The sequence below is a fragment of the Cognatiyoonia sediminum genome, assembly GCF_900129845.1.
Classification (GTDB): domain Bacteria; phylum Pseudomonadota; class Alphaproteobacteria; order Rhodobacterales; family Rhodobacteraceae; genus Cognatiyoonia; species Cognatiyoonia sediminum.
Genome location: NZ_FQXB01000007.1, coordinates 111691 through 135115, shown reverse-complemented (window position 1 = coordinate 135115; position 23425 = coordinate 111691). Strand labels below are relative to the sequence as shown.

Below are 23425 nucleotides of genomic sequence, written 5' to 3'. Positions count from 1 at the left end.
GCCGCATCTCCCCCTGCCTCAATCTCAGACAGGATCGACACAACCGTGTCATGCACATCAGACGCGCCACTCGATGACGTCAATTCCGCTTTTTTTAAATATTCAATTGGCATTTTGGGCCCTTGGTTCTGCACTGCTGCGAATTCTCGAGATGCCGGATCAGGAATCGCAGGTCAGGATTGGATCTCGCCGCGACAATGGCGGGAATGAAATCTGAATGCAAGCGCTTACATTTAGGTTGGACACCTAAACAGATCAACCGTTTTGCCATTTCGAAGATATTTTGAAGAAAAGCCGAAGGCTGGGCGTCAAACCGGTTTCAGAGGCTGGCGAAACGAGCCTTCAGCAGCGCCTCGTCATATTCGTCGGCACCCTCGCTATCGTGCACAATCCCGCCGCCGACGTTGAGGCGTACACGTCCATCGTCAAAGCAGGTCAGCGTTCTAATGGCGACGTTGAACTCCATCGCGCCATCGGGGGCGATCCAGCCGATTGATCCGCAATAGACATCGCGAGGGCCATACTCCAGCCGTTCCAACACGGTCATCGACATGATCTTTGGTGCGCCTGTGACGGAGCCACAGGGAAAGAGCGCTTCGAAGATCTGCGGAATGCTGGTGCCTTCGATCATTTGGGACCGGATGGTCGAGGTCATCTGATAGACGGTCGCGTAGCTTTCGACCGTATAGAGTTCTGGCACTTTGACACTGCCCACTTCGGAAATCCGGCTCATGTCATTGCGCAGAAGGTCCACGATCATCAGGTTTTCGGCGCGGTTCTTTTCGGACCGGCGCAACCATGATGAATTGACGACATCCTCTTGGATGGTTGAGCCACGCGCGATGGTGCCTTTCATCGGGCGCGTGGTGAGCTCACCTTCTGAGGTGGCGCGAAAGAATAATTCGGGCGAGCGCGACAAGACCACTGGCCCGCCAAGATCGACCATCGCCCCATGCGGTACGGGCTGCCTTTCCCGAAGATCGCGGTAGAGCGCGGCGGGCGGGCCGGTCAATGTGGCTTCCATTGGGAAGGTTAGGTTGGCCTGATAGAAATCACCGGCGGCGACATGATCTTTCACTTGATCGTAGGCGGTACGGTAGGTGTCGATGTCCCACAACGGGGCAGGGGCGGAGAGGGTCGCGTCCCCCTCGGCCACGTCATCGTCGGGGCGCGGGCGTTCGAAGACACCGAACAGCAGAAACGGAACGGAACGGTTTTCCGGCAGGATCGCGCGGAGCCGTTCGGTAAAGAGATAACCCAACTCGTAAGAGGCATAGCCGGCGAGCCAATGGCCAGCATCTTTGGCCGCCTGCATCGCGTCCAAAGCGGCGGGCACTTCGTCTGACGTGTCCGCACGGATCAGCGATACGGGTGCCTCAAACACCGTCCCCATCTGCAGCGGGCCTTTGTCAAATAGGACGCGGGGCGTCATGGTGTTTAGATATCAGCCGCGATGCGCAATTCGCGCAAAGGCCGCACAACGCGGATCGCCTCTTGATAGATCGGATGCGCCTTGTAGGCGTTTAGGGCGTCTTGGTTTTTGAATTCACCATAAACGACCACATCCATCTCATCCGACCACGTGTCTTGATGCGAGTTTTGCCGCACTTCGAAGACGTCCGAATGCGGGATTTTCGCAAGCTCAGACAGGCCATCAACGATGCGGCCCACGTCGGCTTTGTCCTTCGCGCTGAAGAACACAATGTGGCGGATGAAAGTGCGGGAAGTCATGGGTCTTAGTTCCGTCCAAGGCCGGCGGTGTCCGGTCGTCACTTATATGGAGCGGGGTTTAGGGGAAAGCAATGGGTGCGGCAATGTGCGTTTGCGACTACAATGATCGAAAGATTCTCTTATTCCAGTTGGATCGTCCGAAACTTGAATATCTTCAAACATCTCCGCATCGTAAAGAACCGCGCATCTTCGGAAAATCGCAAAACGATGATTGGAAGCATAGAGGTCTCGTTCTTTCCTGACAGATGGATGTGCACCAAACTAAAATTGAAGTCCGTGGGCGGAAGGCTCCAAACGATTGAGCTGCATAGCGATGACATAGATACGTTGGTACATTTAGTTTCGAATTGGCATGACCACCATAAGTTATTCGACTTGCCGGTTCGATTAGGGTTTGGTGACCGATCTTCATGTTACTTATACGGTCCGACCGAACGGTTCCAAATCTCAGAGAATTTGAGCGTGATTAGGACAACGCAAAGACAAACGGTATTCATTATTAAGGACGACTGGAATGAATCAGCTGACTATTTCCCAGTTTCTGAAACCGAGTGCGGCCCGTTGATAGAGCTGCTGAAGTCTCAAAGAAGCGAACTAATCGCAAAAAGCTGACTACTTTCAGGTATTCAGAACAAAACACTTGCACCAACCCCCGACTCCCCCTAAACGACCCAAATCCAATGAGGGTGCGCCAGTCGTGCCCTTTTTATATTGGAAAAATAGACGCGATGAGGGTTCGGAATGAGCCGATATCCTCCTCTCCGATCTCAACCCTGCTTAAAGGGGTGATGACATGGCTGTACAAAGCCAAAACATCCGTATTCGCCTAAAGGCGTTTGATTACCGGGTGCTGGATGCAAGCACTCAGGAAATCGTCTCCACAGCAAAACGTACTGGCGCTTCTGTTCGCGGCCCAATTCCGCTGCCAAACAAGATCGAGAAGTTCACCGTTCTGCGTGGTCCACACATCGACAAGAAATCCCGCGATCAGTTCGAGATCCGTACGCACAAGCGTCTTCTCGACATCGTTGACCCAACACCGCAAACCGTTGACGCGCTGATGAAGCTCGACCTGGCCGCTGGTGTTGACGTTCAGATTTCCGTTTAAGGAGGATCCCTGATGCTCCGTTCCGGATTAATCGCAAAGAAAGTGGGCATGACCCGCTTGTTCATGGAAGACGGTAAGCAGGTTCCTGTGACAGTTCTTTCGCTCGAAAACCTGCAGGTTGTCGCTCAGCGTACTGTTGAGAAAGACGGCTATACAGCTGTTCAGCTGGGTGCGGGCGCGGCTAAGGCCAAGCGCACATCCAAAGCCATGCGTGGTCACTTCGCTGCGGCGAAGGTCGAACCAAAGCGTAAGGTTGCTGAATTCCGCGTTGCTCCTGAAAACCTCATCGAGGTTGGTGAAGAGTTCTCTGCAAACCACTACTTCGAAGGCCAGTACGTTGACGTCTCCGGCACTTCGATCGGTAAAGGTTTCGCAGGTGCAATGAAGCGCCACAACTTTGGCGGTTTGCGCGCGACACACGGTGTGTCGATCTCTCACCGTTCGCACGGTTCCACAGGTCAGTGTCAGGACCCTGGCCGCGTCTTCAAAGGTAAGAAGATGGCGGGTCACATGGGTGCGGCAAAGGTGACAACGCAGAACTTGCAAGTTGTGCGCACAGACGAAGACCGCGGCCTGATTATGGTCAAAGGCGCTGTACCAGGTTCCAAAGGCGGCTGGGTCACTATCAAAGACGCAGTGAAAAAGCCAACACCTGAGAACACAGTCTACCCTGCTGGTCTGAAATCCGCAGCTGCTGCTGAAGCACCTGCAGAAGAAGTGGAGGCCGAGAACAATGAAGGCTGATGCAATCAAACTGGACGGCAAGAAAGCAGGATCCGTCGATCTTGACGACGCGATCTTTGGTCTTGAGCCACGCGCAGACATTCTGCACCGTATGGTCCGCTGGCAGCGTAACAACGCGCAGGCTGGCACACACAAGGTAAAGACACGGTCTGAAACCAGCTATTCCACCAAGAAGATCTATCGCCAGAAAGGTACCGGTGGCGCACGCCACGGCGACCGTAACGCGCCGATCTTCCGCAAAGGTGGTATCTATAAAGGCCCAACACCTCGGAGCCACGGTCACGACCTGACCAAAAAGTTCCGTAAGCTAGGCCTGAAGCACGCTTTGTCTGCGAAGGTTGCTGCGGGTGAGCTGGTGATCCTTGATAGTGCTGAGTTGAAAGATGCCAAGACAGGCGCACTTGCCAAGCAGGTCAAAGACCTTGGTTGGAAGCGCACATTGGTCATCGACGCAGCTGTGAACGAAAACTTCGCAGCGGCTGCAGCCAACATCAATGGCGTCGACGTTCTCCCAACTATGGGTGCGAACGTTTACGACATCCTGAAAAGCGACACCCTCGTTGTGACCAAGGCGGGCGTCGAAGCACTGGAGGCCCGTTTGAAATGAGCGCCAAGGCAGAACATTACGACGTGATCCGCAAGCCGATCATCACAGAGAAATCCACAATGGCATCTGAGAACGGAGCAGTGGTTTTCGAAGTGGCGATCGACAGCAACAAGCCAATGATCAAAGAAGCTGTTGAAGCTCTCTTTGGTGTAAAGGTCAAAGCGGTCAACACGACAATCACCAAAGGTAAAGTGAAGCGCTTCCGCGGTCAGTTGGGCACACGTAAAGACGTGAAAAAAGCCTATGTGACTTTGGAAGAAGGCAACACGATTGACGTGAGCACGGGTCTGTAAAGACCGCCACATTTGAACAAATTGAGGGCCCTCGCAGCGATGTGGGGGCCTTTTTTTCGTGCTTTCTGATCTGAGAATACCTTGTCGGATGATGCTGTAGAACGCAGCTTTGTTTCCAATTTTTAAACAATCGCGCCTTAAAACGCTGAATCGTCGCGAAGTATGCAGTGAAAATCACCGATTAAGCGTTTGTGGCGAAAATGTGTTGAAATTGGCCTAAAATTGGGCGAAATTAGGGCTAGTTTTTTTATGAGGGGATTCTGTTTATGAAAAAAACTATATTTGCAGCGGTTGCAGCTACGGCTATGGTGGTTGGAACAGCAGCGTCTGCAGCGACATTGAATTTTGTAGGGTCCGGCGGAACTGACAACTCTCAGGTATTGTCAAATTTTGACATTTCTGGCGTGCCCGGCTTGGCCGATGGTACAGAGATCGCTGTGATTAATGGCGCAGACAAAAATTCATCAAATGGTCTCTTTGTTGATGGTGAGGGCGAGATCTCAGTGACCTACACCTATTTGGGGTCCGAAGCGGGCTTCGACAACTATGGCGCCATCATCGGAAACAGCCCGACACGGACATTCCAGAACTACTCGGACGGCTTTGCGAGCGAGTCCAATGTAGATGATGTGGCCTTTGGAACCCAACTTGCGGGTGCGATTGATCTTATTTTCCAAACCGCCAGAGATAACGGTCCGGACGATCAGATTGCAAACCAGGGTGGAGCGTCACCGGCTTCAGAGAATTTTGCCATCGGCTACTTCATGGTGAACCCAAACTATTACGTTCTGATGTTTGATGACTTGACTGGGTCAAACACTGATCGCGACTTTGACGACCTTGTAATTGGTGTTCAAGTTTCCGCAGTCCCACTTCCAGCGTCCAGCCTTCTGCTGCTCGCAGGTGTCGGTGGCTTGGCTGCGATGAAACGTCGTAAGAAAGCCTAAGCGCGACTTACAAAGAATTCGTAAAGACGGCGGCCTTTGGGTCGCCGTTTTTCGTTTGAGCGGATTGGTGGCATGCTTCCGTCGAAGGGAAAATTGATGTCTCACAAACTTTTCAAAATGAGCTTTGCCAGTGTGTATCCGCACTATGTTACTAAAGCCGAAAAGAAGGATCGCACCAAGGCGCAGCTGGATGAGCTGATCACTTGGCTGACGGGGTATGATGATGCGGGCTTGGCCGAAGCCCTTGAAGATCAACGCGATTTTGAGGCGTTCTTTGCGCAGGCGCCTGCGATGAACCCGAACCGGAGGCTGATCACAGGGGTGGTTTGCGGCATACGGGTAGAAGAGATCGAGGATCCGTTAATGCAAGAGATCCGATACCTCGACAAGCTGGTGGACGAGCTGGCGCGGGGGAAGAAGTTCGAGAATATCCTCCGTTGAAAAACCCGCCGAGGTTTTTCAACGCGTGCGCAAAGTCATATTGCGAAGCCATGTGACAGCGGCACCCGGTCGCTATGCTGGGAGTCAGTAAACATTTGTAATTTGTAATTCAGCGTTTTGGGTTGTTACCGTGAGGGTTCTTGGCTCTTTACTCCGAAAATGAGGTCGCTTAGTCAGGTAAAAATGAGGTTTGACCTTAAGGATCTTCGAACAAAGCAAAGAATTGCGCTCCAATTCTATGGAGTGTTCTTTGCATTGAGCGTTGGTGCTGTCCTTTATCAAATAATTTCAGCAAATTTCATAACGTCTGATGCATGGGCAACAGTTGCGACAATCCCCGTTTATACTTTCTCATTGGGGGCCATTGTTGCATTTGTTGTTTTTGTTTTGCCGGTCTGGACCAAGCAAGCTTCTAAATTGGGAATAGGTGATCGGATCGTGCCTATTTTCATGATACCTTTTACCGCCTTGCTTGCTATTGAATTGGGAAACTTGGCGTTCCCAACGATGCACGCCCAATTCTTTGAAACGCAAAGGGAAATGGTATTTGTCGTTAGGGAGTTTGATAAATTTGGAGCTAGGGGCTGTAGCAATCAACGTGAGTTGGAGGGCGGTTTGTCACTCTCGGATCGTTAAATTTGTGGTTTGAATAAAGACGTTGGAAACCAACTTGTATCCGGTCAGAGGATTGTGATTTTTGGAAAAGGAACGAGGTGGGGAATCATTCCTGAAGGGATCCGTACCGAGGTTGAGTAATCCCCCTTGCCACACACACCCAACCTCCTTATAAGCCGCGCATCGACCACCTCGGATTCGTCCGGGGTGTCGTGTTTTGGTGGCAGAGGTCCCGGATCAGGTCCGGGACGCGATGGCACCATAGCTCTAAATCGGGCACCTACGGGGGCCTTCACCATATAGCCTCGGCCTAAACACCGGGGCGCCAAGCAAACGGAAGAAGCTAACATGGCACTCAAGTCGTACAAACCGACGACGCCAGGCCAGCGTGGGCTGGTGCTGATCGACCGTTCGGAGCTTTGGAAAGGACGTCCAGTCAAATCCCTTACTCAGGGTTTGACCAAGTCGGGCGGTCGGAACAACACCGGACGGATCACCTCGCGTCGTATTGGCGGTGGCGCAAAGCGTCTTTACCGCATCGTCGATTTCAAACGCACCAAGCAGGATATGTCTGCTGTTGTGGCGCGGATTGAATATGACCCGAACCGCACAGCCTTCATCGCGCTGATCCAGTACGAAGACGGTACACAGAATTACATCCTTGCCCCGCAGCGTTTGGCTGTTGGTGACAAGGTGATCTCTGCCGCGAAAGCAGACATTAAGCCCGGTAACGCGATGCCATTCTCTGGCATGCCCATCGGGACAATCGTTCACAACATCGAGCTGAAGCCGGGCAAAGGTGGTCAGATCGCACGTGCAGCCGGCACATACGCCCAATTCGTTGGTCGTGACGGTGGCTACGCGCAGATCCGTCTGTCCTCTGGTGAGCTTCGCTTGGTTCGTCAGGAATGCATGGCGACGGTTGGTGCGGTTTCTAACCCAGACAATTCAAACCAGAACTACGGTAAGGCCGGTCGTATGCGCCATAAGGGCATCCGTCCAAGCGTCCGTGGTGTTGCGATGAACCCGATCGACCACCCGCACGGTGGTGGTGAAGGCCGCACATCTGGTGGTCGTACGCCTGTGACACCTTGGGGTAAAGACACCAAGGGTAAGCGTACACGTAACAAGAACAAAGCGTCTCAGAAGCTGATTATCCGCAGCAGACACGCGAAGAAGAAGGGTCGTTAATCATGGCGCGTTCCGTCTGGAAAGGCCCATTCGTGGATGCCTACGTCTTGAAAAAGGCCGAAGCAGCCCGCGAAAGCGGCCGCAACGAAGTGATCAAGATCTGGTCGCGTCGTTCTACCATCCTGCCACAGTTCGTTGGTCTGACATTCGGTGTCTACAACGGCAAAAAGCACATCCCTGTGCTGGTGTCTGAAGAAATGATTGGCCAGAAGTTTGGTGAATACTCGCCAACTCGGACCTACTATGGTCACGCGGCTGATAAAAAAGCGAAGCGGAAATAGTCATGAGCAAGGGTAAGAATCCACGCCGCGTGGCTGACAACGAAGCAATGGCAAAACTGCGCATGCTTCGCACTTCGCCACAGAAACTGAACCTCGTCGCTGGCATGATCCGTGGCAAGAAAGTTGAGCAGGCTTTGACTGACTTGACGTTCTCCAAAAAGCGGATCGCAGGGGATGTGAAGAAATGTCTTCAGTCTGCGATTGCCAACGCCGAAAACAACCACAACCTGGATGTTGATGAATTGATCGTTGCCGAGGCTTATGTCGGCAAGAACCTGACCATGAAGCGTGGTCGCCCACGGGCGCGCGGACGTTTCGGTCGCATCATCAAGCCGTTCGCGGAAATCACCATCAAGGTGCGCCAGGTCGAGGAGCAAGCATAATGGGTAACAAAGTAAACCCCGTCGGCATGCGTCTGCAGGTCAACCGCACCTGGGACAGCCGCTGGTACGCAGATACCAAAGACTATGGTGACCTTCTTTTGGAAGACCTTAAGATCAAGGCTTTCATCAAGGAAGAGTGCCGCCAGTCCGGTATCTCTCGTGTCATCATCGAACGCCCACATAAGAAATGCCGCGTGACCATTCACGCTGCACGTCCGGGTGTGATCATCGGTAAAAAAGGTGCGGACATCGAGGGTCTGCGCAAGAAGCTGTCTCAGCTGACAGACTCTGAGCTGCACCTGAACATCGTTGAAGTGCGAAAGCCTGAGTTGGACGCAGCCCTGGTTGCTGAAAACATTGGTCAGCAGCTTGAGCGTCGTGTGTCTTTCCGTCGTGCCATGAAGCGCGCGGTTCAGAACTCCATGCGTATGGGTGCCTTGGGCATCCGTGTGAACGTTGCGGGTCGTCTGGGCGGTGCTGAAATCGCACGGACAGAATGGTACCGCGAAGGCCGCGTGCCACTTCACACGCTGCGTGCCGACATCGATTATGCGCACTATGAAGCGATGACACCTTACGGCATCATCGGGATCAAGGTCTGGATCTTCAAAGGCGAGATCATGGAGCACGATCCACAAGCGCGCGACCGTAAAAACGCTGAGCTGCAAGAGGGCGCTGTCCCTCGCGGCGGCCGTCGTTAAGGAGGGCTGATAGATGCTACAGCCAAAGCGTACGAAATTCCGTAAGATGCACAAAGGCCGGATCAAAGGTCAGGCCAAAGGTGGATCAGATCTGAACTTCGGAACATACGGATTGAAGGCTCTAGAGCCTGAGCGTATCTCTGCCCGTCAGATCGAAGCCGCCCGTCGTGCCATGACGCGTCAGATGAAGCGTCAGGGCCGCGTATGGATCCGCATCTTCCCAGATGTACCTGTATCGGCCAAGCCGATCGAAGTTCGGATGGGTAAAGGTAAGGGGTCCGTGGATCGGTGGACAGCCAAGGTCAAACCAGGCCGCATCATGTTCGAGATCGACGGTGTTCCAGAGCCCATCGCCCGTGAGGCCCTGCGCCTTGCAGCGATGAAGCTGCCGATCAAGACACGGACAGTTGTTCGGGAAGATTGGTGATCTGGCGTTAAGCTAGAGATTGCTGAGAAGATAGTGAGAACCCCTGCTGAGAGATCGGCGGGGGTTTTTTCTGACACCAATCAACTGTCCCAACCAGTATAGCCGGGTAGCGTCCGGTTCGGGGCTCCGCCTGAGGGTAGTGCGCTGTCGCACCCACCCCAGAGGTCCGGGCGATGCGCTGAGGTTTGGGGTGAGGCGAGTGACCGGTTTGAGCCCAGACTAACCGATGCTGCGAGATGTACGAAGGTCAGCTTTTCATCAAATTGCGAGTTGGTTTACGCAATTATGCTCGAGAGTAACTGCTCGGTCATTGATGTCGCGTCAGACCAAGGGTAATCGGGGATCGTATTCGCACAAAGAGCGATACCGATCATTCCGGATAAGAGCGTGTCGGTCCTAACTTCAGCTTCAAGCTCATCCGGAATAACCTCTTGAATCAAAGCCGAAAACATCAAGAAGTGCACCAAATTACCTTCGTCCTTTATAAACGTACTGACATCCGCCCGCGTCACATCGTTAGACATAAAAATAAGTCGAAAATGATCGGGGTGATTAATCCAATAGTCGACAAAAGTTTGCGCAGCGGTACGCAGCCGTTCATGCGCTCCAACGACCGATTTCAGCTTTTTCTCGATATCATGAGACATGTCCCTGAGTACGTCTGCCCAAAGGAATCTTAGAATATCCGTCTTGCGCTCGAAATGTGCATAGATTGTCATCGGGGCGCAGCCGACCTCCTTGGCTAAACGGCGCATTGAAACCGCTCCGAAGCCCTCTGCTCGGTAAATCTCAAGCGCGTGCTTCCCAATCTTTGAGCGGAACTCCTGAATTTCAGCCTTAGTGCGGGTTGGCCTGCCAGCAGATCTAGCCATGGTTGGACCCTTTCAAGTTTATTTTGGAACGCGTACCAATTAATGCTTGCCCCGGCAAGATTGAAATAATATAGAACGCGTACCAAATATTATTCGACCATCGGGTATGCATTGAGGAAAAGTGACATGCACAAGACAAACTTACTGAACGCGGTTGTTGTGATAATTGGCGCTGCTATTATCTTTTTGGGACTGAATATCGGCCTGGGCGGGATTAAGACACTGGGATGGCAATCGACACGCGATTTTGTTGCGATCACGGATGCGGCAACCTTTCAAACCCAGGACAGCCACATTCGATTCATCGGCGGGGTCTGGTTCGCAGTCGGCGCTGTGTTTGTGATCGGCGGCTTTGCTCTACGCAGGCTTCGCCCGACACTGATTATTCTGTCGGCTATGATCGCAACCGCGGGACTGTTTCGACTGAGTGGAATGGAAACTGAGGTCCTATTTAGTGCTGCCATTGCCCCGTCACTGACATTTGAACTGGTAGGTTTTCCGCTACTTGCTTGGTGGCTGATGGCGTCCGGCAAAAGCGATGCAAAGATTATCAAGGGTGTGCAATCCCAATAGCAGACCTTCATTCGCCTAACCTGTTTGTCCGGTTTGTCCGCATAGCGGACACATTCACTGCCCGCTCCCCAACCACCCAACAGCCACGAACTGTTTAACCGGATGCAGGTGCTTGAACACAGGTCACAACGTTTCCCAATGCTCCTAGGCCTTCGCGATCATCGCCTCTGGGCTCTCGTCGAACTTTGTCCCACCCACAGGGCGGGCGAACATATAGAGTTTGCCGTTGTGGATGCGCCAGACTTCGGGGTCGGCGGGGACGGTTCGTTTGAAGCTCATGGCGCGGGTGCAGTAGCCGCCGAATTGCGGGGCGAAGGCTTGGGGGGGGCGGCAAAGGCGGCGGCGTCTTCGGTGCTGGCGAACTGCCATGTGGCTCCATTCCAGTCGACGCTATGCGCATCTGATCCCAATTTGGCCGTGCTTTCTGTAAAATAGGCACGGGTATCGTAGCCTTTGATCGCGCGGCCCAGTCCATCCAGCGCGATGCCGCCATCTGCACGCGCTGACGTTGCCGCCCATGCGAGGGTGAGGGTGCCGAGCGTAAAGGTTCGGCGGGTCATTGCGGGATTAGTCGTCACGGCCTGTCCTTTCCAAAATCTGTTCGACCTGTAGCGGGATCCAATCGTGCGGGATGAAATGCCCGCCGGGGTGGACGTCCAGCACCACATGGCCATTGGCGCAGTCCCAAGACGTGCGCTCGAATGTCAGGAAACTGCGAGCGGCCCAAGGGCCTTCGGCCGTGCCTTCGCCGCAGCCGAGTTTTTCTCGCCAGAGGGCAACGGGATAGGTGGTTTCGCCGTTCGGACCGTAGGGAAATGGCAAAACCTGATCGTCAAAGCCATAGACCTGTCGGACCTCGTTTGGAGTGCCATCGCAGTCCATCGTTTGCGGCAAGGTGCCTGCGACTGCCAACAGTCCCGCCAGCCCGTCGCCCGCATCGCAGGCAAAGCGCCATGCCATATTGGCGCCCCAAGAATAGCCGGAGACGAAGATCTTATCGCGATCGATCGGAAAACGAGCAGCGGCGTCGTCGATGGCAGCGCGTGCGAAATCGGAGTCAGGGGAATTCGGTTGCCAAAAGAACCAAGAGCCCCTCAAGCCGTTGGGGGCGATCAGCAGCACGTTCTCTGCCACCTCGTTGATCGCGATGCGCCGATGGGTCATGATCAGATCGCCCTGCCGCCCCCATCCGTGGAAGTGCAGCAGCACCGGTAGGGGCGTTTCGCCGTCCCAATTGTCGGGAGCTCTGACGTGATAGGATCGGTCGCCGACAGAGCAGGCCTCCAACCCGCCGCAGGCGGAGGCGGAGGTGGTTAGGCCAAGGGAAATGAAGCCCAAAAGGCAGAAAAAACGTATCATGGCGCGAGCATAGCTAGCCCCTGGGGTGAGGGGAAATCACATAAGTGACAGAGTTCTCCGTTCCGGCTTTGCCATTGTTCGTCCGCTCTGCAACACTCTCCGCAAAGAGGAAGGACGATCCATGTCAAACGACACATTTTTTCATGTTGGCGAGCGGAGCGACGTACAGCCGGCGCCAACGCAGTTTGAGGCCAAACCGTTCAAAAAGGCCAAACCGCCAGAACCACTGGAGTTTGAGATCGTTTTGACGGCAGAGGCGGAGGAGCGCCAAAAGAAGACCGGATTGGTGCAGGTGAATATCCCGGGCTTTTCGGCTGTGCGGCTGTATTGCGATGAGCAGACGCCCGTTGGCGATGACACCGCGCCGCCGCCTTTGGCGTTTCTTTGCGCGGGGATTGGGTTTTGCCTGATGACGCATTTGACGGATATTTACACCGCACGCGGCATCTCGATTAAGTCGCTGAAGCTAGAACAGCAGGTTGGCTTTAAGACCAATCTTTCGAACATGCGTCAGTTGGGGCACACGACCGATGGCTCGATGGAGCATATCGAGACGCATGTCATCATCGACAGCGATGAGCCGGAAGAGCGGATCAAGGATTTGATGGAAGAGGCGGAGAATGCCTGTATGGCGCATTTCGCTCTGCGCAATCCGATCCCGTGGTCATCGCGGTTGATTCATAATGGCAACGAACTGATGGCGAATAAGGGATAAGGCCATCTGTCTTTCTCCGGATCGCTTGCGATCCGGTTCGCGCCCGACCCCGCCCCCCAGGGCGGGCGCGACTACGCGAGGTATGAAAAGGATGAAGCCCTCCGCACTTTGAGGTGAGTTCGGTGCGAATTTCGAGTCGCCCTCGGGGTCGGGCGCGAACCTAAGGTTGCTCTATAGTTTTAGAGGCCTAGCCCCAGCTGTAGTTGAAGCTGACAGATATACGGTCGTCGTCTTCGGCTTCGTTCATCGGCACTTCGTGGCGGAGCCAGCTTTCCCAGAGTAGGACGTCACCGACCGCGGGCTTGACGTAGATGAACTGGCGCAGCTCCTCGGCTGCGTCTTTCAAGCGCGGCGGGGCGGCCATCATCATCGCGAGCCGAGGGTCTTCGTATTTGATCGCGGCGGAGCCTTCGGGGAGGGCCACATATGTGGTGCCGCTGATCACCGAATGCGGGTGGATGTGGCCTGTGTGGATGCCGCCGGGGGGGAGGATGTTGATCCAGATATCTTCTAGCTTGAGTTCTTTGTCGCCGAGATCAAAGGCGCAATCCTTCGCGAATGCGGCGACATGTTTGTCGAGCGCCGCGACGACGTCGGCAAAGATCGGAAACCGCCAAGGCAGGTCTGTAAGTGAGGCGTAGGAGGTGTAACCCGGAAAGCCTTCTGTCTCACACCAGTCTTGCCCGGCTTCGTCATCTTCCGCGATTCCGTAGCAATTGGCGACCAGCTCATCAGGGTCGATAGACCCGTGATCGTTGAGGGGTGCGTGATAAAGACGGGTCGCGAAGAGGGATTTTAGGGTCATGCCGCGTCATAACCCGATTTCGACCTCAGTGACAGATGGCAATGTTGAGTGATGTGACGTGCCGACCTTGCGGGGCGAGTTTTTTGCCAAGATGAAAGAGCTTGGGGTTCTAGGTGTGATCAAGGGCTTTCGGAAATTGTGTTTCTTTGTCGTGACGTTTCCGGCATGTGGTGTTGATGATGGCTTTTAGGCGATAAAGTATTGAGGGGTTCAAGGGAATGGCGTTTCTTGGGTTGAACGGGGATGGATTGGCCGCACCGCCGGATGACGTGGTGCGGTATATGGAGGACCTAGCCGCGAGTATAGTCAGTGAGGATGAGTTTGCGGATTGGTTGCAGGATAGGAGTAAAGTCCTGTGAGACCAAAACTCAATCTGACTTTCGCATTGGCATTATGTGCAACGATAAGTCTTGTGGCACCCGTTCACGCCGCTTGTAGAACCTTCAATAACTCACTTGAGGAAATCAGTTGGCTGACTGACGAATTTCCGGCGTCAGTGTCAGTTCTGCACCCAAGTATCGACGCTTATGACGGCGAGTCCGCGATCCGTATTGCTCAGATCATGCTGGCCTCGCTGGAGTTGATGGAAGCCGATCAGAACACTCCGGTTCGTGCGGCGGCGTTGCATTTGATCATGTTGGAGACTTTGCTTTGGGATGCCGAAGAACCTGCGAGGGGTATCTATTTGGGCTTGGGCGGAAATCTTGCCGAAGATTTTGGTCTGCCGGATATGGAGGCGAATGAGGTTTTCCGTTGTTCGTTGCTTTGTGAGGAAGGTGGCTTGAACCGGTGCGTTGAAACAAAGGGCGGCCCCAGACCCTGGGTGGGGGTGAAACCCCCTCTCGTGGGGAGGGTCGGGGGCTGACCCGCGATGTCGGGCGGCAACTTATTATAGTCTATTCGGGTTCGCAAAGATCGACAAAAAACAAATCACCGTTCTTGGTGCCAACATACGAGCCGCCAATTTCCTTCCTTATATAGCCAATTTCTCCGCAGTAGGCTTCCGCCTCATCATGCAATGTTTGGACCTTAGTAGCTTCTCGAAATGTATCAGAAGCTGTCTCCAAGGTTATTCCGGTATTGCTGATTAGGATTACTCTGGAAAGCGGAAAGTCTATTTTTCCCCCGAGGGGTCCGCCGAAGCTCACAAATGAGCCATCTTGCTCCAATGACCAAGCAACTCCGGAAATTGCTCGAAGGGATGTGCTAATCCGCATATGTCTTTCGGGTTCATCCGGATATGGATTGATTACTTTAGTCGAAATGAGGTCGGTGCAGCCGCCAACCAAAGAAAGCAAGCCTAACAGCAATACTTTGAAAAATGGCACTGGAAGACCCTCATTTTGTCGGCGTCGCTGAGCTGTAACCTGTAGCATGATCAGCAACACAACAAACCCCCTTGCCACATCTCCCAAACCCTCCTATACGGCGCACTTCGGTACCACTCCACTGGGAATCAGGTAACCCACCAAGGGGCCTGCCAGTGATGTTGAAAGGAAAAGGGCGATGGACGCCAAGGAACTGCGGGAGAAAACTCCCGATCAGCTTCGTGATGAGCTGGCAAATCTGAAAAAAGAATCCTTCAACCTGCGCTTCCAGCAAGCGACAGGCCAGATGGAAAACACAGCCGCAATGCGCAACGCACGTCGCAATGCTGCTCGTGTAAAGACAATCCTAAACGAAAAGGCCGCAGCGGCCGCGAAGGAGGCTTAATCTATGCCTAAGCGTATCCTTGCAGGAGTTGTGACAAGCAACCAAAACGCACAGACCGTTACTGTATTGGTCGAGCGTCGTTTCAAGCACCCGCTGCTCGCTAAAACTGTTCGTAAGTCGAAGAAGTATCGTGCTCACGACGAGAACAACGCATTCAACGTTGGTGACAAAGTCCGCATTCAGGAATGTGCACCAAAGTCGAAAACCAAACGCTGGGAGGTTATTGCCTCCTAGGGCAATAACACCCGGTTTAACGAAACCCTGGGGCCCCGGACAGAAATCGGGACTTACCTCATAGGTCGGAAGGAAACCAAATGATCCAGATGCAGACCAATCTGGATGTTGCTGACAACAGCGGCGCACGCCGTGTTCAGTGCATCAAGGTTCTGGGTGGTTCCCACCGTCGTTACGCTAGTGTCGGTGACATTATCGTTGTGTCGGTTAAGGAAGCCATTCCACGCGGTCGCGTAAAGAAAGGTGACGTGCGTAAAGCCGTCGTCGTACGCACTGCAAAAGAAGTACGTCGCGAAGACGGCACATCGATCCGTTTTGATCGCAACGCTGCCGTTATCCTCAACAACAACAATGAACCGATCGGTACACGTATCTTTGGCCCAGTTGTTCGTGAGCTGCGCGGCAAAAGCTTCATGAAGATTATCTCACTTGCTCCGGAGGTGCTATAAGATGGCTGCGAAACTCCGCAAAGGTGATGAAGTGATCGTTCTTGCTGGCAAGGATAAAGGCAAGAAGGGCACAATCTCTTCTGTCAATCCAAAGGCTGGTAAAGCGGTTGTGGATGGCGTGAACATCGCGATCCGTCACCAGAAGCAAACACAGAACTCTCAAGGTGGTCGTACGCCACAGGCGATGCCGATTGACCTGAGCAACCTGGCGGTTGTTGACAAGAATGGCAAAGCATCCCGCGTTGGCTTCCGTATGGACGGCGACAAGAAAGTGCGCTTTGCCAAGACAACAGGGGATGCGATCTAATGCTTGATTCAGCAAACTACACCCCGCGTCTCAAGGCCGAATATGCGGAGAAGATCCGCGCCGCTATGAAGGAAGAGTTCGGCTATAAGAACGACATGCAGATTCCAAAGCTGGAAAAGATCGTTCTCAACATCGGTTGTGGCGCAGAAGCTGTGAAAGACAGTAAGAAAGCCAAATCCGCAGTTGAAGATCTGACAGCGATTGCAGGTCAAAAGGCGCTGACAACACGCGCATCCAAATCCATCGCGGGCTTCCGGGTTCGTGAAGGTATGCCACTGGGCGCGAAAGTGACCCTGCGGGGCGACCGGATGTACGAATTCCTTGAGCGTCTGATCACCATCGCGATGCCACGTATTCGTGACTTCCGCGGCGTGTCCGGCAAATCTTTTGACGGTCGTGGCAACTACGCCATGGGCATCAAAGAGCACCTCGTGTTCCCAGAGATCGACTTTGACAAGATCGATGAGAACTGGGGCATGGACATCGTGATCTGCACTACTGCACCAACCGACGCTGAAGCGAAGAGCCTGTTGAAAGCATTCAACATGCCGTTCAACAGCTAAGCGTTCGAGGAGAAATAGATATGGCTAAAAAATCCATGATCGAGCGCGAGAAAAAGCGCGAACGCCTCGTCGCTCAGTATGCTGAAAAGCGTGCCGCGTTGAAGGCAATCATCAACAACCAGGAGATCCCTGTAGAAGAGCGTTTCAAGGCCAGCCTTGAATTGGCAAAATTGCCTCGCAACTCTTCTGCAACGCGTCTTCACAACCGTTGTCAGCTCACCGGGCGTCCACACGCCTATTACCGTAAACTGAAAATCAGCCGTATCGCGCTTCGTGACCTTGGGTCCAATGGCGAGATCCCCGGCATGGTTAAGTCAAGCTGGTAAGGGAGAGTAAATTATGAACGATCCTATCGGTGATATGCTCACACGTATCCGCAACAGCCACATGCGCGGCAAGACAGACGTGGAAACACCTGCGTCCAAGCTGCGCGCATGGGTTTTGGATGTGCTGGCCGACGAAGGCTACATCCGCGGCTACGAAAAAGTTGATGGCAAGGATGGTCACCCAGCCCTGCGCATCGAGCTGAAGTACCACGACGGTATGCCAGTTATTCGCGAACTCAAGCGGGTCTCAAAGCCCGGTCGTCGCGTGTACCTGGGTGCCAATGACATTCCAGAAGTCCGTCAGGGCTTGGGTGTGTCGATTGTCTCCACCTCCAAAGGTGTGATGTCGGATGCAAATGCACGTGCTGCCAACGTTGGTGGTGAAGTGCTCTGCACAGTATTCTAAGGGGGCACAGATGTCTCGTATTGGTAAAAGACCGGTCGACCTGCCTTCTGGTGTGACAGCATCCGTGTCTGGTCAAACTGTTGAAGTGAAAGGCCCAAAGGGCACACGCAGCTTCAGCGCGACAGACGATGTGACAATCACAGTTGAGGACAACGCGGTATCCGTAGAACCACGCGGCAAATCCAAGCGCGCGCGTCAGCAGTGGGGCATGAGCCGCACGCAGGTGCAGAACCTGGTGACAGGCGTGACCGAGGGCTTCAAGAAAGAGCTTGAGATCAACGGTGTTGGTTATCGTGCACAGATGCAGGGCAATGTCCTGAAGCTGTCCCTTGGCTATTCTCACGAAGTGAACTTCGAGGTTCCAGAAGGCGTGACCGTCACAGCGGCAAAGCCAACTGAAATCACTGTGGAAGGTATCGACCAGCAGCTTGTTGGCCAGGTCGCGGCAAATATCCGCGAATGGCGTAAGCCAGAGCCCTACAAAGGCAAAGGCATCAAGTACAAGGACGAATACATCTTCCGCAAAGAAGGCAAGAAGAAGTAAGGACCGTAAGATATGGCTAATACTAAGCGAACACTGTTCCTTAAGCGCCGTCTGCGCGTTCGGAACAAAATCAAGAAAGTCACTGCAAATGTGGGTCGCCCACGTTTGTCCGTGCACCGTTCTAACAAGAACATCAGCGTTCAGCTGATCGACGATACGAATGGTGTGACAATCGCATCTGCGTCTTCTCAAGAGAAGGCACTGGGCGTTGTCGGCAAAAACAACATCGAGGCTGCGACAAAAGTGGGTGCTGCAATTGCAGAGCGCGCGAAAAAAGCAGGTGTCGAAGTTGCGTATTTTGACCGCGGCGGCTTCCTCTTCCACGGTAAGGTAAAGGCTTTGGCCGATGCTGCCCGTGAAGGTGGTTTGAAACTTTAATACGTTGAAGGGCGCGGACCAGTGGTTCGCGCCCTCGATGATCGGGGGGTCCGTTTGGCCCACTGCGATCGGACAAAACGACCCTTGGGGTCAACATAGAAAGGACGCCAGGAATGGCAGAACGTGAAAACCGCGGCCGGGGCCGCAATCGTGACGAGCAAGCACCTGAGTTTGCAGACCGTCTGGTCGCTATCAACCGGGTGTCCAAGACCACAAAGGGTGGTAAGAACTTTGGCTTTGCTGCCTTGGTAGTTGTCGGTGACCAAAAAGGTCGCGTTGGCTTCGGCAAGGGTAAAGCGAAAGAGGTGCCTGAGGCGATCCGCAAGGCGACTGAGCAAGCCAAGCGTCAGATGATCCGCGTGCCTTTGCGCGACGGTCGTACGCTGCACCACGACATCGAGGGCCGTCACGGCGCTGGTAAAGTCATCATGCGCACAGCGCCTGTTGGTACTGGTATCATCGCCGGTGGTCCAATGCGTGCGGTATTTGAGATGCTGGGTGTTCAGGACGTTGTGTCCAAGTCCAACGGCTCTGCCAACCCTTACAACATGATCCGTGCAACCATCGACGGCCTGAAGAAATGTCAGAGCCCTCGCAATGTTGCACAGCGTCGTGGTAAGAAGGTCGCTGACGTCCTGCACAAAGACGCAGCCCCTGCTGCTGAAGCCGAAGTGCCGGCTGAAGCCTAAGGAGATCTGAACAATGGCAAAAACAATCGTCGTCAAGCAGATCGGCTCTCCGATCCGCCGCCCAGCCAAACAGCGCGCAACGCTTGTTGGTCTTGGCCTGAACAAAATGAACCGCACCCGTGAGCTGGAAGATACACCTTCTGTCCGTGGTATGGTGGAAAGCATCCCTCACTTGGTGGAGATTATCGAAGAGAAGGGGTGAGACGCGGCTTTGCGTATCGTTTAAGCTTTCAAAGCCTCGCGGGAAACTGCGGGGTTTTTTGCTGTTTTGAGGTTAAGCCGCTCCGTCGACAGTCCGCGGGGTGGCGAGCGCCCCGATTTTCTGGGCACTTTATTCCTCAACTTTGGCGAGACGGGTCATCGTCGTGCCTAGATCAGCCAAATCGCCAGCCCGGTGGGGCGGACTGGCGATGGATCGGCGCCTTCGGCTTGTTCCGACCCAATCCAGGCAAAACCCACAACGCAAAGCGGCTATGCAAAATTGGCAGTCGTCAGGTGTGCGGTGCAGGCGTAGAGGGGCGGTAAGCAACCCAATAGATGGACCTCCCTCCCATGGCCGCTCGTTTCAAAACACTCCGCATCCGCATCGTGACCTTCTTCAAATCCGAGCCTGTTCCGTGCTGGACAGAGTATCTGCGTGAGAAGTCTCACCGGTCTTGAAGAATAAGGGGTCGCTTGACGCCTAGTCCTGTGTCGCGCAGGGTCCGCGCATGACATTGACCCCAGACCTGATCCACTCGACCTACGCAGCAATCCAAGACGCGACCATCCGCACGCCTACGGTGCGGGCGGCGCGGCTTTCGCTGCAGTTGGGGATCGATCTTTATCTCAAGCTTGAGAATCTTCAGCACACCAACGCGTTTAAGGCGCGCGGGGCATTGGCGAAGTTGCTGACGCTGGATGAGGCGCAGCGCCGCGCGGGTGTGATTGCCTGCAGTGCGGGCAATCATGCGCAGGGCGTGGCCTATCACGCGACGCGATTGGGCGTAGCCTCGACCATCGTGATGCCGGTGGGCACGCCGTTCAACAAGGTGAAGCGGACCGAAGAGTTTGGGGCCAAAGTGGTGTTGCATGGCACCGGCTTTGATGAGGGCGTTCAGTTCACCCACGACTTGGCCGCGAAGGAGGAGCTGACGTTTATCCATCCGTTTGATGATCCGGACGTCGCGGCGGGGCAGGGCACTGTGGCGCTGGAGATGTTGGAACAGGTGCCTGATCTCGACAGTATCGTTGTGCCGATTGGCGGCGGCGGTTTGATTGCGGGCATGGCGGTGGCGGCGAAGGCGGTGAAGCCAGATGTTGAGGTTGTTGGGTCTCAGGCGCGGGTTTTTGACGCCGTGAAGGCGCAGTTCGACGGTCGATCGACTCATTTTGACGGCGCGACTCTGGCGGAAGGCATCGCGGTGAAGGAGCCTTCGGCAGCGAATGTTGCTGTGATCAAGCAGCATGTTGACCGGATTGATGTGGCGACAGAGGCTGAGATCGAAGAAGCCGTGTTCGATTTGTTGTCGTCGGAGAAACTGGTGGCCGAAGGCGCGCCGGGGGCTGGCTTGGCGGTGATCAAGAACAATATTGACCACTATCGCGGTAAAAAAGTTGGGTTGGTGATTTGTGGCGGGAACATTGACTCTCGGCTGTTGTCGACGTTGATCTTGCGCGGTTTGGTGCGCGATGGTCGGATCACGCGGTTGACGTTTGAGATCGACGACACGCCGGGTCAATTGGCGGACATTTCGCGGATCATTGGTGAGGCAGGCGCCAACGTGGTGGAGGTGATCCATCAGCGGATGATGCAATCGGTGTCATTGAAGCAAGCGGAGCTGGATGTGGTCATCGAAGCGCGTGACATCGAGCATGTGAAAGAGATTGTGGGGACGCTGCGCGGTGCGGGCTTCCGGTTGCGGACGGATAGCGGGGTTTAGGGCGTTTGGAGCAGTTCGCATTTGTAATGTTATAATATTACATCTATGACGTAGATCGACTCAATGAAACGCTAGAAAGGTCCGCTCGCCATGACTGACTCCCGCCTTCCTGTCACAGTATTCTCCGGCTTCCTTGGTGCCGGAAAGACCACATTGCTCAACCGCGTTTTGAACAATCGCGAGGGGCGAAAGGTCGCCGTGATCGTCAACGATATGTCAGAAGTGAATATCGACGCCGATCTTGTGCGCGCGGATACGGAATTGAGCCGGACCGATGAGACATTGGTCGAGATGTCGAATGGCTGCATCTGCTGTACCCTGCGTGATGATTTGTTGGATGAGGTGCGCAGGTTGTCAGAGGACGGTCGGTTCGATTATTTGTTGATTGAGTCGACAGGTATTTCAGAGCCTTTACCTGTGGCCGCGACCTTCGATTTCCGTGATGAATATGGCGATAGCCTTTCTGATGTGGCACGGCTGGATACAATGGTCACGGTTGTGGATGCGGCGAACTTGCTCAATGACTACGCCTCGCATGATTTTATCAGCGACCGCGGGGAGTCGATGGGGGAGGAAGATGATCGAACTCTGGTCCATCTTCTGACCGATCAGATCGAGTTCGCGGATGTGGTCATTCTGAATAAGGTCGAGGATGCAGGCCCGCAAAAGGTAGATGCGGCGCGCAAGATCATTCGCAGCCTGAACGCGGATGCAGAGATTATTGAGACTAATCATTCTGAAGTGGCGGCTGAAAAAATCCTCGACACAGGACGGTTTGATTTTGAACAGGCGCATGAACACCCGATGTGGGCGAAGGAGCTTTACGGATTTGCCGATCACGTTCCGGAAACAGAGGAATATGGTGTTGTGTCTTATGTGTATCGTGCGCGTTTGCCGTTTGTGCCGCAGCGCATTCTGGAGGTTTTGAATGGCGATCTGCCGGGTGTGATCCGTGCCAAGGGGCATTTCTGGATTTCCACGCGGCCGGATTGGGTGGCCGAGTTTTCGCTGGCGGGAGCGTTGTCGAGCGTGAAGCCTTTGGGCACGTGGTGGGCCTCTGTGCCAGAAGAGCGCCGTCCGAACCATGATACCGCCCGCGACTATATGCAGGCGCATTGGCAAGAGCCTTGGGGTGATCGCCGGCAAGAGATTGTGTTCATCGGTGCGGGAATTGACTGGGAGGTACTGAAATCACGGTTGGATAACTGCCTTGTGCCCGCTGTTGCGGCTTTGGGACCGGATAATTTGCCGGAGTATGATGATCCGTTCCCGATCTGGAAACGGGCAGAGGATGCAGCATGAGCGCTGTTGCGGAACCGTTGACGGCTGGCGTTGGGATTTGTCTGGATCCAGCGGCGTTGAGCACGTTGTTGGAACCCGATTGCGCCGCTGCGGTATGGCAGCGCGAGATGTCGGTTGATGTTCAGTCGTGGTTGGCAAGCTTGCCAGCCGATTCCCTGCCGCGTGGTCGAGTTGTTGCACCTGTCCAAACCGTTGGGACAATCATCGAGCAGCTTTTTGAAATGGCGGGGGCACCGCGTGGGATTGAGCGTGATTGGCTGACGGCGGATATTGTAGAACTGGCCGAGCTCTTCGCGGAGGTTGTTTCAGCAAAGTACCTGAGGGTCAGGTTAGATGTGATCACCACAAATGCATGCCGAAGGTTCCATGTTGACGCAATCACGGCGCGTTTGGTCTGCACCTATCGTGGCACCGGAACGCAATATGGTGTCTGTGAAGGCGAAGGCGATCCGGCGCGCATTGAAACCGTGGCCACCGGCGCGCCGATCTTACTGCGGGGGACAAGGTGGCCTGCAGGGGAAGCGCCAAAAGTGTTACACCGGTCGCCGCCGATTGAGGGAACGGGTGAGATCCGTTTGGTTCTTGTTCTTGATCCTGTTGCGGTGCCGGACGAACTTGATGTTTATGACGCGCAATCGCTGGCAAATATCGGGACGCTCAATTAGGGGCATTTAGAGTTAAGTGATCATATCGACTAAGGCTAGGGCGGGCGAACGCTCTGCGAAGCATGGTGACGCCTCGAAGGACCAAAACCTTCTGTCGCTGAGCCTCCGAAGGCTTGTCTTGACCCAACCCTCAC

38 protein-coding genes are annotated in these 23425 nt (G+C 54.3%); 30 read left to right on the top strand and 8 right to left on the bottom strand.

All coding sequences use genetic code 11. The annotated features are described in order from the left end of the window. Nucleotides 1-319: 319 nt before the first annotated feature. Together BUA85_RS15835 and BUA85_RS15830 are read right to left on the bottom strand one after the other, a co-directional pair. Nucleotides 320-1432, bottom strand: a complete 1113-nt coding sequence (locus BUA85_RS15835) for an aminodeoxychorismate synthase component I (protein ID WP_072902803.1) — start codon at nucleotides 1430-1432, stop codon at nucleotides 320-322. A 5-nt stretch (nucleotides 1433-1437) separates the two neighbouring features. Then, nucleotides 1438-1731 (bottom strand): Dabb family protein, encoded by a 294-nt coding sequence (locus BUA85_RS15830; RefSeq protein ID WP_072902802.1) that lies wholly within the window; start codon nucleotides 1729-1731, stop codon nucleotides 1438-1440. A 793-nt stretch (nucleotides 1732-2524) separates the two neighbouring features. Between BUA85_RS15830 and rpsJ the strand changes: the two genes are divergently transcribed. The 12 genes from rpsJ to rplP all read left to right on the top strand — a co-directional run bounded on the left by rpsJ (nucleotide 2525) and on the right by rplP (nucleotide 9469). After that, nucleotides 2525-2839, top strand: a complete 315-nt coding sequence (gene rpsJ, locus BUA85_RS15820; protein WP_072902798.1) for a 30S ribosomal protein S10 — start codon at nucleotides 2525-2527, stop codon at nucleotides 2837-2839. 12 nt (nucleotides 2840-2851) lie between these two features. Beyond that, a complete protein-coding gene (rplC, locus tag BUA85_RS15815; protein ID WP_072902797.1) occupies nucleotides 2852-3583 on the top strand; it encodes a 50S ribosomal protein L3 in 732 nt (243 codons plus the stop codon). Next, the gene (rplD, locus tag BUA85_RS15810; RefSeq protein WP_072902795.1) at nucleotides 3573-4190 is read left to right on the top strand and encodes a 50S ribosomal protein L4; all 618 of its coding nucleotides are present in this window, start codon (nucleotides 3573-3575) and stop codon (nucleotides 4188-4190) included. The genes rplC and rplD overlap by 11 nt, the downstream gene beginning before the upstream one ends. Next, complete coding sequence (locus BUA85_RS15805) at nucleotides 4187-4483, top strand: 50S ribosomal protein L23 (protein ID WP_072902793.1); 297 nt, start codon at nucleotides 4187-4189, stop codon at nucleotides 4481-4483. The genes rplD and BUA85_RS15805 overlap by 4 nt, the downstream gene beginning before the upstream one ends. A 266-nt stretch (nucleotides 4484-4749) precedes the next feature. Then, nucleotides 4750-5430 carry a VPLPA-CTERM sorting domain-containing protein gene (locus BUA85_RS15800; RefSeq protein ID WP_072902791.1) on the top strand — a complete coding sequence of 227 codons (681 nt, stop codon included), beginning with the start codon at nucleotides 4750-4752 and terminating at the stop codon, nucleotides 5428-5430. A gap of 96 nt (nucleotides 5431-5526) precedes the next feature. Continuing rightward, nucleotides 5527-5871, top strand: a complete 345-nt coding sequence (locus BUA85_RS15795) for a DUF2200 domain-containing protein (RefSeq protein ID WP_072902824.1) — start codon at nucleotides 5527-5529, stop codon at nucleotides 5869-5871. 183 nt (nucleotides 5872-6054) lie between these two features. Then, on the top strand, nucleotides 6055-6507 hold the full coding sequence (locus BUA85_RS15790; RefSeq protein WP_131802825.1) for a hypothetical protein: 453 nt from the start codon (nucleotides 6055-6057) through the stop codon (nucleotides 6505-6507). Between the two features lie 327 nt (nucleotides 6508-6834). Further along, nucleotides 6835-7677: a 50S ribosomal protein L2 gene (rplB, locus tag BUA85_RS15785; RefSeq protein ID WP_072902788.1), complete on the top strand. Its 843-nt coding sequence runs from the start codon at nucleotides 6835-6837 to the stop codon at nucleotides 7675-7677. A gap of 2 nt (nucleotides 7678-7679) precedes the next feature. Continuing rightward, a complete protein-coding gene (gene rpsS / locus BUA85_RS15780) occupies nucleotides 7680-7958 on the top strand; it encodes a 30S ribosomal protein S19 (RefSeq protein ID WP_072902787.1) in 279 nt (92 codons plus the stop codon). Nucleotides 7959-7960: 2 nt separating this feature from the next. After that, nucleotides 7961-8341 carry a 50S ribosomal protein L22 gene (gene rplV, locus BUA85_RS15775; RefSeq protein ID WP_072902785.1) on the top strand — a complete coding sequence of 127 codons (381 nt, stop codon included), beginning with the start codon at nucleotides 7961-7963 and terminating at the stop codon, nucleotides 8339-8341. Beyond that, nucleotides 8341-9042 carry a 30S ribosomal protein S3 gene (gene rpsC / locus BUA85_RS15770; protein ID WP_072902783.1) on the top strand — a complete coding sequence of 234 codons (702 nt, stop codon included), beginning with the start codon at nucleotides 8341-8343 and terminating at the stop codon, nucleotides 9040-9042. Before rplV ends, rpsC begins: the two co-directional genes overlap by 1 nt. 13 nt (nucleotides 9043-9055) lie before the next feature. Beyond that, nucleotides 9056-9469 (top strand): 50S ribosomal protein L16, encoded by a 414-nt coding sequence (rplP, locus tag BUA85_RS15765; RefSeq protein ID WP_072902781.1) that lies wholly within the window; start codon nucleotides 9056-9058, stop codon nucleotides 9467-9469. 275 nt (nucleotides 9470-9744) lie between these two features. On the opposite strand, the gene BUA85_RS15760 is transcribed toward rplP, so the two are convergent. Then, on the bottom strand, nucleotides 9745-10341 hold the full coding sequence (locus BUA85_RS15760) for a TetR/AcrR family transcriptional regulator (RefSeq protein WP_072902780.1): 597 nt from the start codon (nucleotides 10339-10341) through the stop codon (nucleotides 9745-9747). A 126-nt stretch (nucleotides 10342-10467) separates the two neighbouring features. Here BUA85_RS15760 and BUA85_RS15755 point away from each other — a divergent pair, with 126 nt between their 5' ends. After that, on the top strand, nucleotides 10468-10914 hold the full coding sequence (locus tag BUA85_RS15755; RefSeq protein ID WP_072902778.1) for a DUF4345 domain-containing protein: 447 nt from the start codon (nucleotides 10468-10470) through the stop codon (nucleotides 10912-10914). A gap of 144 nt (nucleotides 10915-11058) precedes the next feature. Here BUA85_RS15755 and BUA85_RS17050 read toward each other — a convergent pair whose 3' ends face one another. From BUA85_RS17050 to BUA85_RS15745, 3 genes are read right to left on the bottom strand one after another with little or no spacing between them, the layout of a single operon-like run. Then, nucleotides 11059-11193: a hypothetical protein gene (locus BUA85_RS17050; protein WP_278246416.1), complete on the bottom strand. Its 135-nt coding sequence runs from the start codon at nucleotides 11191-11193 to the stop codon at nucleotides 11059-11061. Beyond that, nucleotides 11190-11492 carry a hypothetical protein gene (locus BUA85_RS15750; protein WP_131802824.1) on the bottom strand — a complete coding sequence of 101 codons (303 nt, stop codon included), beginning with the start codon at nucleotides 11490-11492 and terminating at the stop codon, nucleotides 11190-11192. The genes BUA85_RS17050 and BUA85_RS15750 overlap by 4 nt, the downstream gene beginning before the upstream one ends. Next, nucleotides 11482-12273, bottom strand: a complete 792-nt coding sequence (locus tag BUA85_RS15745; RefSeq protein ID WP_072902775.1) for a CE1 family esterase — start codon at nucleotides 12271-12273, stop codon at nucleotides 11482-11484. Before BUA85_RS15745 ends, BUA85_RS15750 begins: the two co-directional genes overlap by 11 nt. Before the next feature lie 121 nt (nucleotides 12274-12394). Between BUA85_RS15745 and BUA85_RS15740 the strand changes: the two genes are divergently transcribed. Further along, on the top strand, nucleotides 12395-12988 hold the full coding sequence (locus tag BUA85_RS15740) for an OsmC family protein (protein ID WP_072902774.1): 594 nt from the start codon (nucleotides 12395-12397) through the stop codon (nucleotides 12986-12988). 187 nt (nucleotides 12989-13175) lie between these two features. On the opposite strand, the gene BUA85_RS15735 is transcribed toward BUA85_RS15740, so the two are convergent. Then, nucleotides 13176-13793, bottom strand: a complete 618-nt coding sequence (locus BUA85_RS15735; RefSeq protein ID WP_072902772.1) for a TIGR02466 family protein — start codon at nucleotides 13791-13793, stop codon at nucleotides 13176-13178. Between the two features lie 218 nt (nucleotides 13794-14011). On the opposite strand from BUA85_RS15735, the gene BUA85_RS16840 reads away from it, so the two are divergent. After that, entirely contained in the window at nucleotides 14012-14152 is a 141-nt protein-coding gene (locus tag BUA85_RS16840; RefSeq protein WP_165611632.1) for a hypothetical protein, read from the top strand. A 53-nt stretch (nucleotides 14153-14205) separates the two neighbouring features. After that, nucleotides 14206-14658: a hypothetical protein gene (locus BUA85_RS15730; protein WP_072902770.1), complete on the top strand. Its 453-nt coding sequence runs from the start codon at nucleotides 14206-14208 to the stop codon at nucleotides 14656-14658. A gap of 31 nt (nucleotides 14659-14689) precedes the next feature. On the opposite strand, the gene BUA85_RS15725 is transcribed toward BUA85_RS15730, so the two are convergent. Further along, nucleotides 14690-15181, bottom strand: a complete 492-nt coding sequence (locus tag BUA85_RS15725; RefSeq protein ID WP_072902768.1) for a hypothetical protein — start codon at nucleotides 15179-15181, stop codon at nucleotides 14690-14692. Between the two features lie 118 nt (nucleotides 15182-15299). Between BUA85_RS15725 and rpmC the strand changes: the two genes are divergently transcribed. From rpmC to BUA85_RS15655, 14 genes are all read left to right on the top strand, one after another. Next, entirely contained in the window at nucleotides 15300-15506 is a 207-nt protein-coding gene (rpmC, locus tag BUA85_RS15720) for a 50S ribosomal protein L29 (protein ID WP_072902766.1), read from the top strand. 3 nt (nucleotides 15507-15509) lie between these two features. Then, complete coding sequence (rpsQ, locus tag BUA85_RS15715) at nucleotides 15510-15740, top strand: 30S ribosomal protein S17 (protein WP_072902765.1); 231 nt, start codon at nucleotides 15510-15512, stop codon at nucleotides 15738-15740. An 80-nt stretch (nucleotides 15741-15820) separates the two neighbouring features. Then, nucleotides 15821-16189: a 50S ribosomal protein L14 gene (gene rplN / locus BUA85_RS15710; protein ID WP_072902763.1), complete on the top strand. Its 369-nt coding sequence runs from the start codon at nucleotides 15821-15823 to the stop codon at nucleotides 16187-16189. A gap of 1 nt (nucleotide 16190) precedes the next feature. Continuing rightward, nucleotides 16191-16496 carry a 50S ribosomal protein L24 gene (rplX, locus tag BUA85_RS15705; RefSeq protein ID WP_072902761.1) on the top strand — a complete coding sequence of 102 codons (306 nt, stop codon included), beginning with the start codon at nucleotides 16191-16193 and terminating at the stop codon, nucleotides 16494-16496. Beyond that, on the top strand, nucleotides 16496-17059 hold the full coding sequence (gene rplE, locus BUA85_RS15700) for a 50S ribosomal protein L5 (RefSeq protein WP_072902759.1): 564 nt from the start codon (nucleotides 16496-16498) through the stop codon (nucleotides 17057-17059). The genes rplX and rplE overlap by 1 nt, the downstream gene beginning before the upstream one ends. Before the next feature lie 20 nt (nucleotides 17060-17079). Continuing rightward, nucleotides 17080-17385 (top strand): 30S ribosomal protein S14, encoded by a 306-nt coding sequence (gene rpsN, locus BUA85_RS15695; RefSeq protein ID WP_072902757.1) that lies wholly within the window; start codon nucleotides 17080-17082, stop codon nucleotides 17383-17385. A 13-nt stretch (nucleotides 17386-17398) separates the two neighbouring features. Continuing rightward, a complete protein-coding gene (gene rpsH, locus BUA85_RS15690; RefSeq protein WP_072902755.1) occupies nucleotides 17399-17791 on the top strand; it encodes a 30S ribosomal protein S8 in 393 nt (130 codons plus the stop codon). A 10-nt stretch (nucleotides 17792-17801) separates the two neighbouring features. Beyond that, entirely contained in the window at nucleotides 17802-18335 is a 534-nt protein-coding gene (rplF, locus tag BUA85_RS15685; protein WP_072902754.1) for a 50S ribosomal protein L6, read from the top strand. A gap of 12 nt (nucleotides 18336-18347) precedes the next feature. After that, entirely contained in the window at nucleotides 18348-18713 is a 366-nt protein-coding gene (rplR, locus tag BUA85_RS15680; protein WP_072902752.1) for a 50S ribosomal protein L18, read from the top strand. A gap of 113 nt (nucleotides 18714-18826) precedes the next feature. After that, nucleotides 18827-19402 (top strand): 30S ribosomal protein S5, encoded by a 576-nt coding sequence (gene rpsE, locus BUA85_RS15675; RefSeq protein WP_072902750.1) that lies wholly within the window; start codon nucleotides 18827-18829, stop codon nucleotides 19400-19402. Between the two features lie 13 nt (nucleotides 19403-19415). Further along, complete coding sequence (gene rpmD, locus BUA85_RS15670; RefSeq protein WP_072902749.1) at nucleotides 19416-19604, top strand: 50S ribosomal protein L30; 189 nt, start codon at nucleotides 19416-19418, stop codon at nucleotides 19602-19604. Nucleotides 19605-20112: 508 nt separating this feature from the next. Continuing rightward, on the top strand, nucleotides 20113-21324 hold the full coding sequence (locus BUA85_RS15665) for a threonine ammonia-lyase (RefSeq protein WP_072902747.1): 1212 nt from the start codon (nucleotides 20113-20115) through the stop codon (nucleotides 21322-21324). A gap of 90 nt (nucleotides 21325-21414) precedes the next feature. Continuing rightward, nucleotides 21415-22626: a GTP-binding protein gene (locus BUA85_RS15660; protein ID WP_072902745.1), complete on the top strand. Its 1212-nt coding sequence runs from the start codon at nucleotides 21415-21417 to the stop codon at nucleotides 22624-22626. Continuing rightward, nucleotides 22623-23291 carry a DUF1826 domain-containing protein gene (locus tag BUA85_RS15655; RefSeq protein WP_072902743.1) on the top strand — a complete coding sequence of 223 codons (669 nt, stop codon included), beginning with the start codon at nucleotides 22623-22625 and terminating at the stop codon, nucleotides 23289-23291. The genes BUA85_RS15660 and BUA85_RS15655 overlap by 4 nt, the downstream gene beginning before the upstream one ends. The last annotated feature ends 134 nt before the right edge of the window (nucleotides 23292-23425 follow it).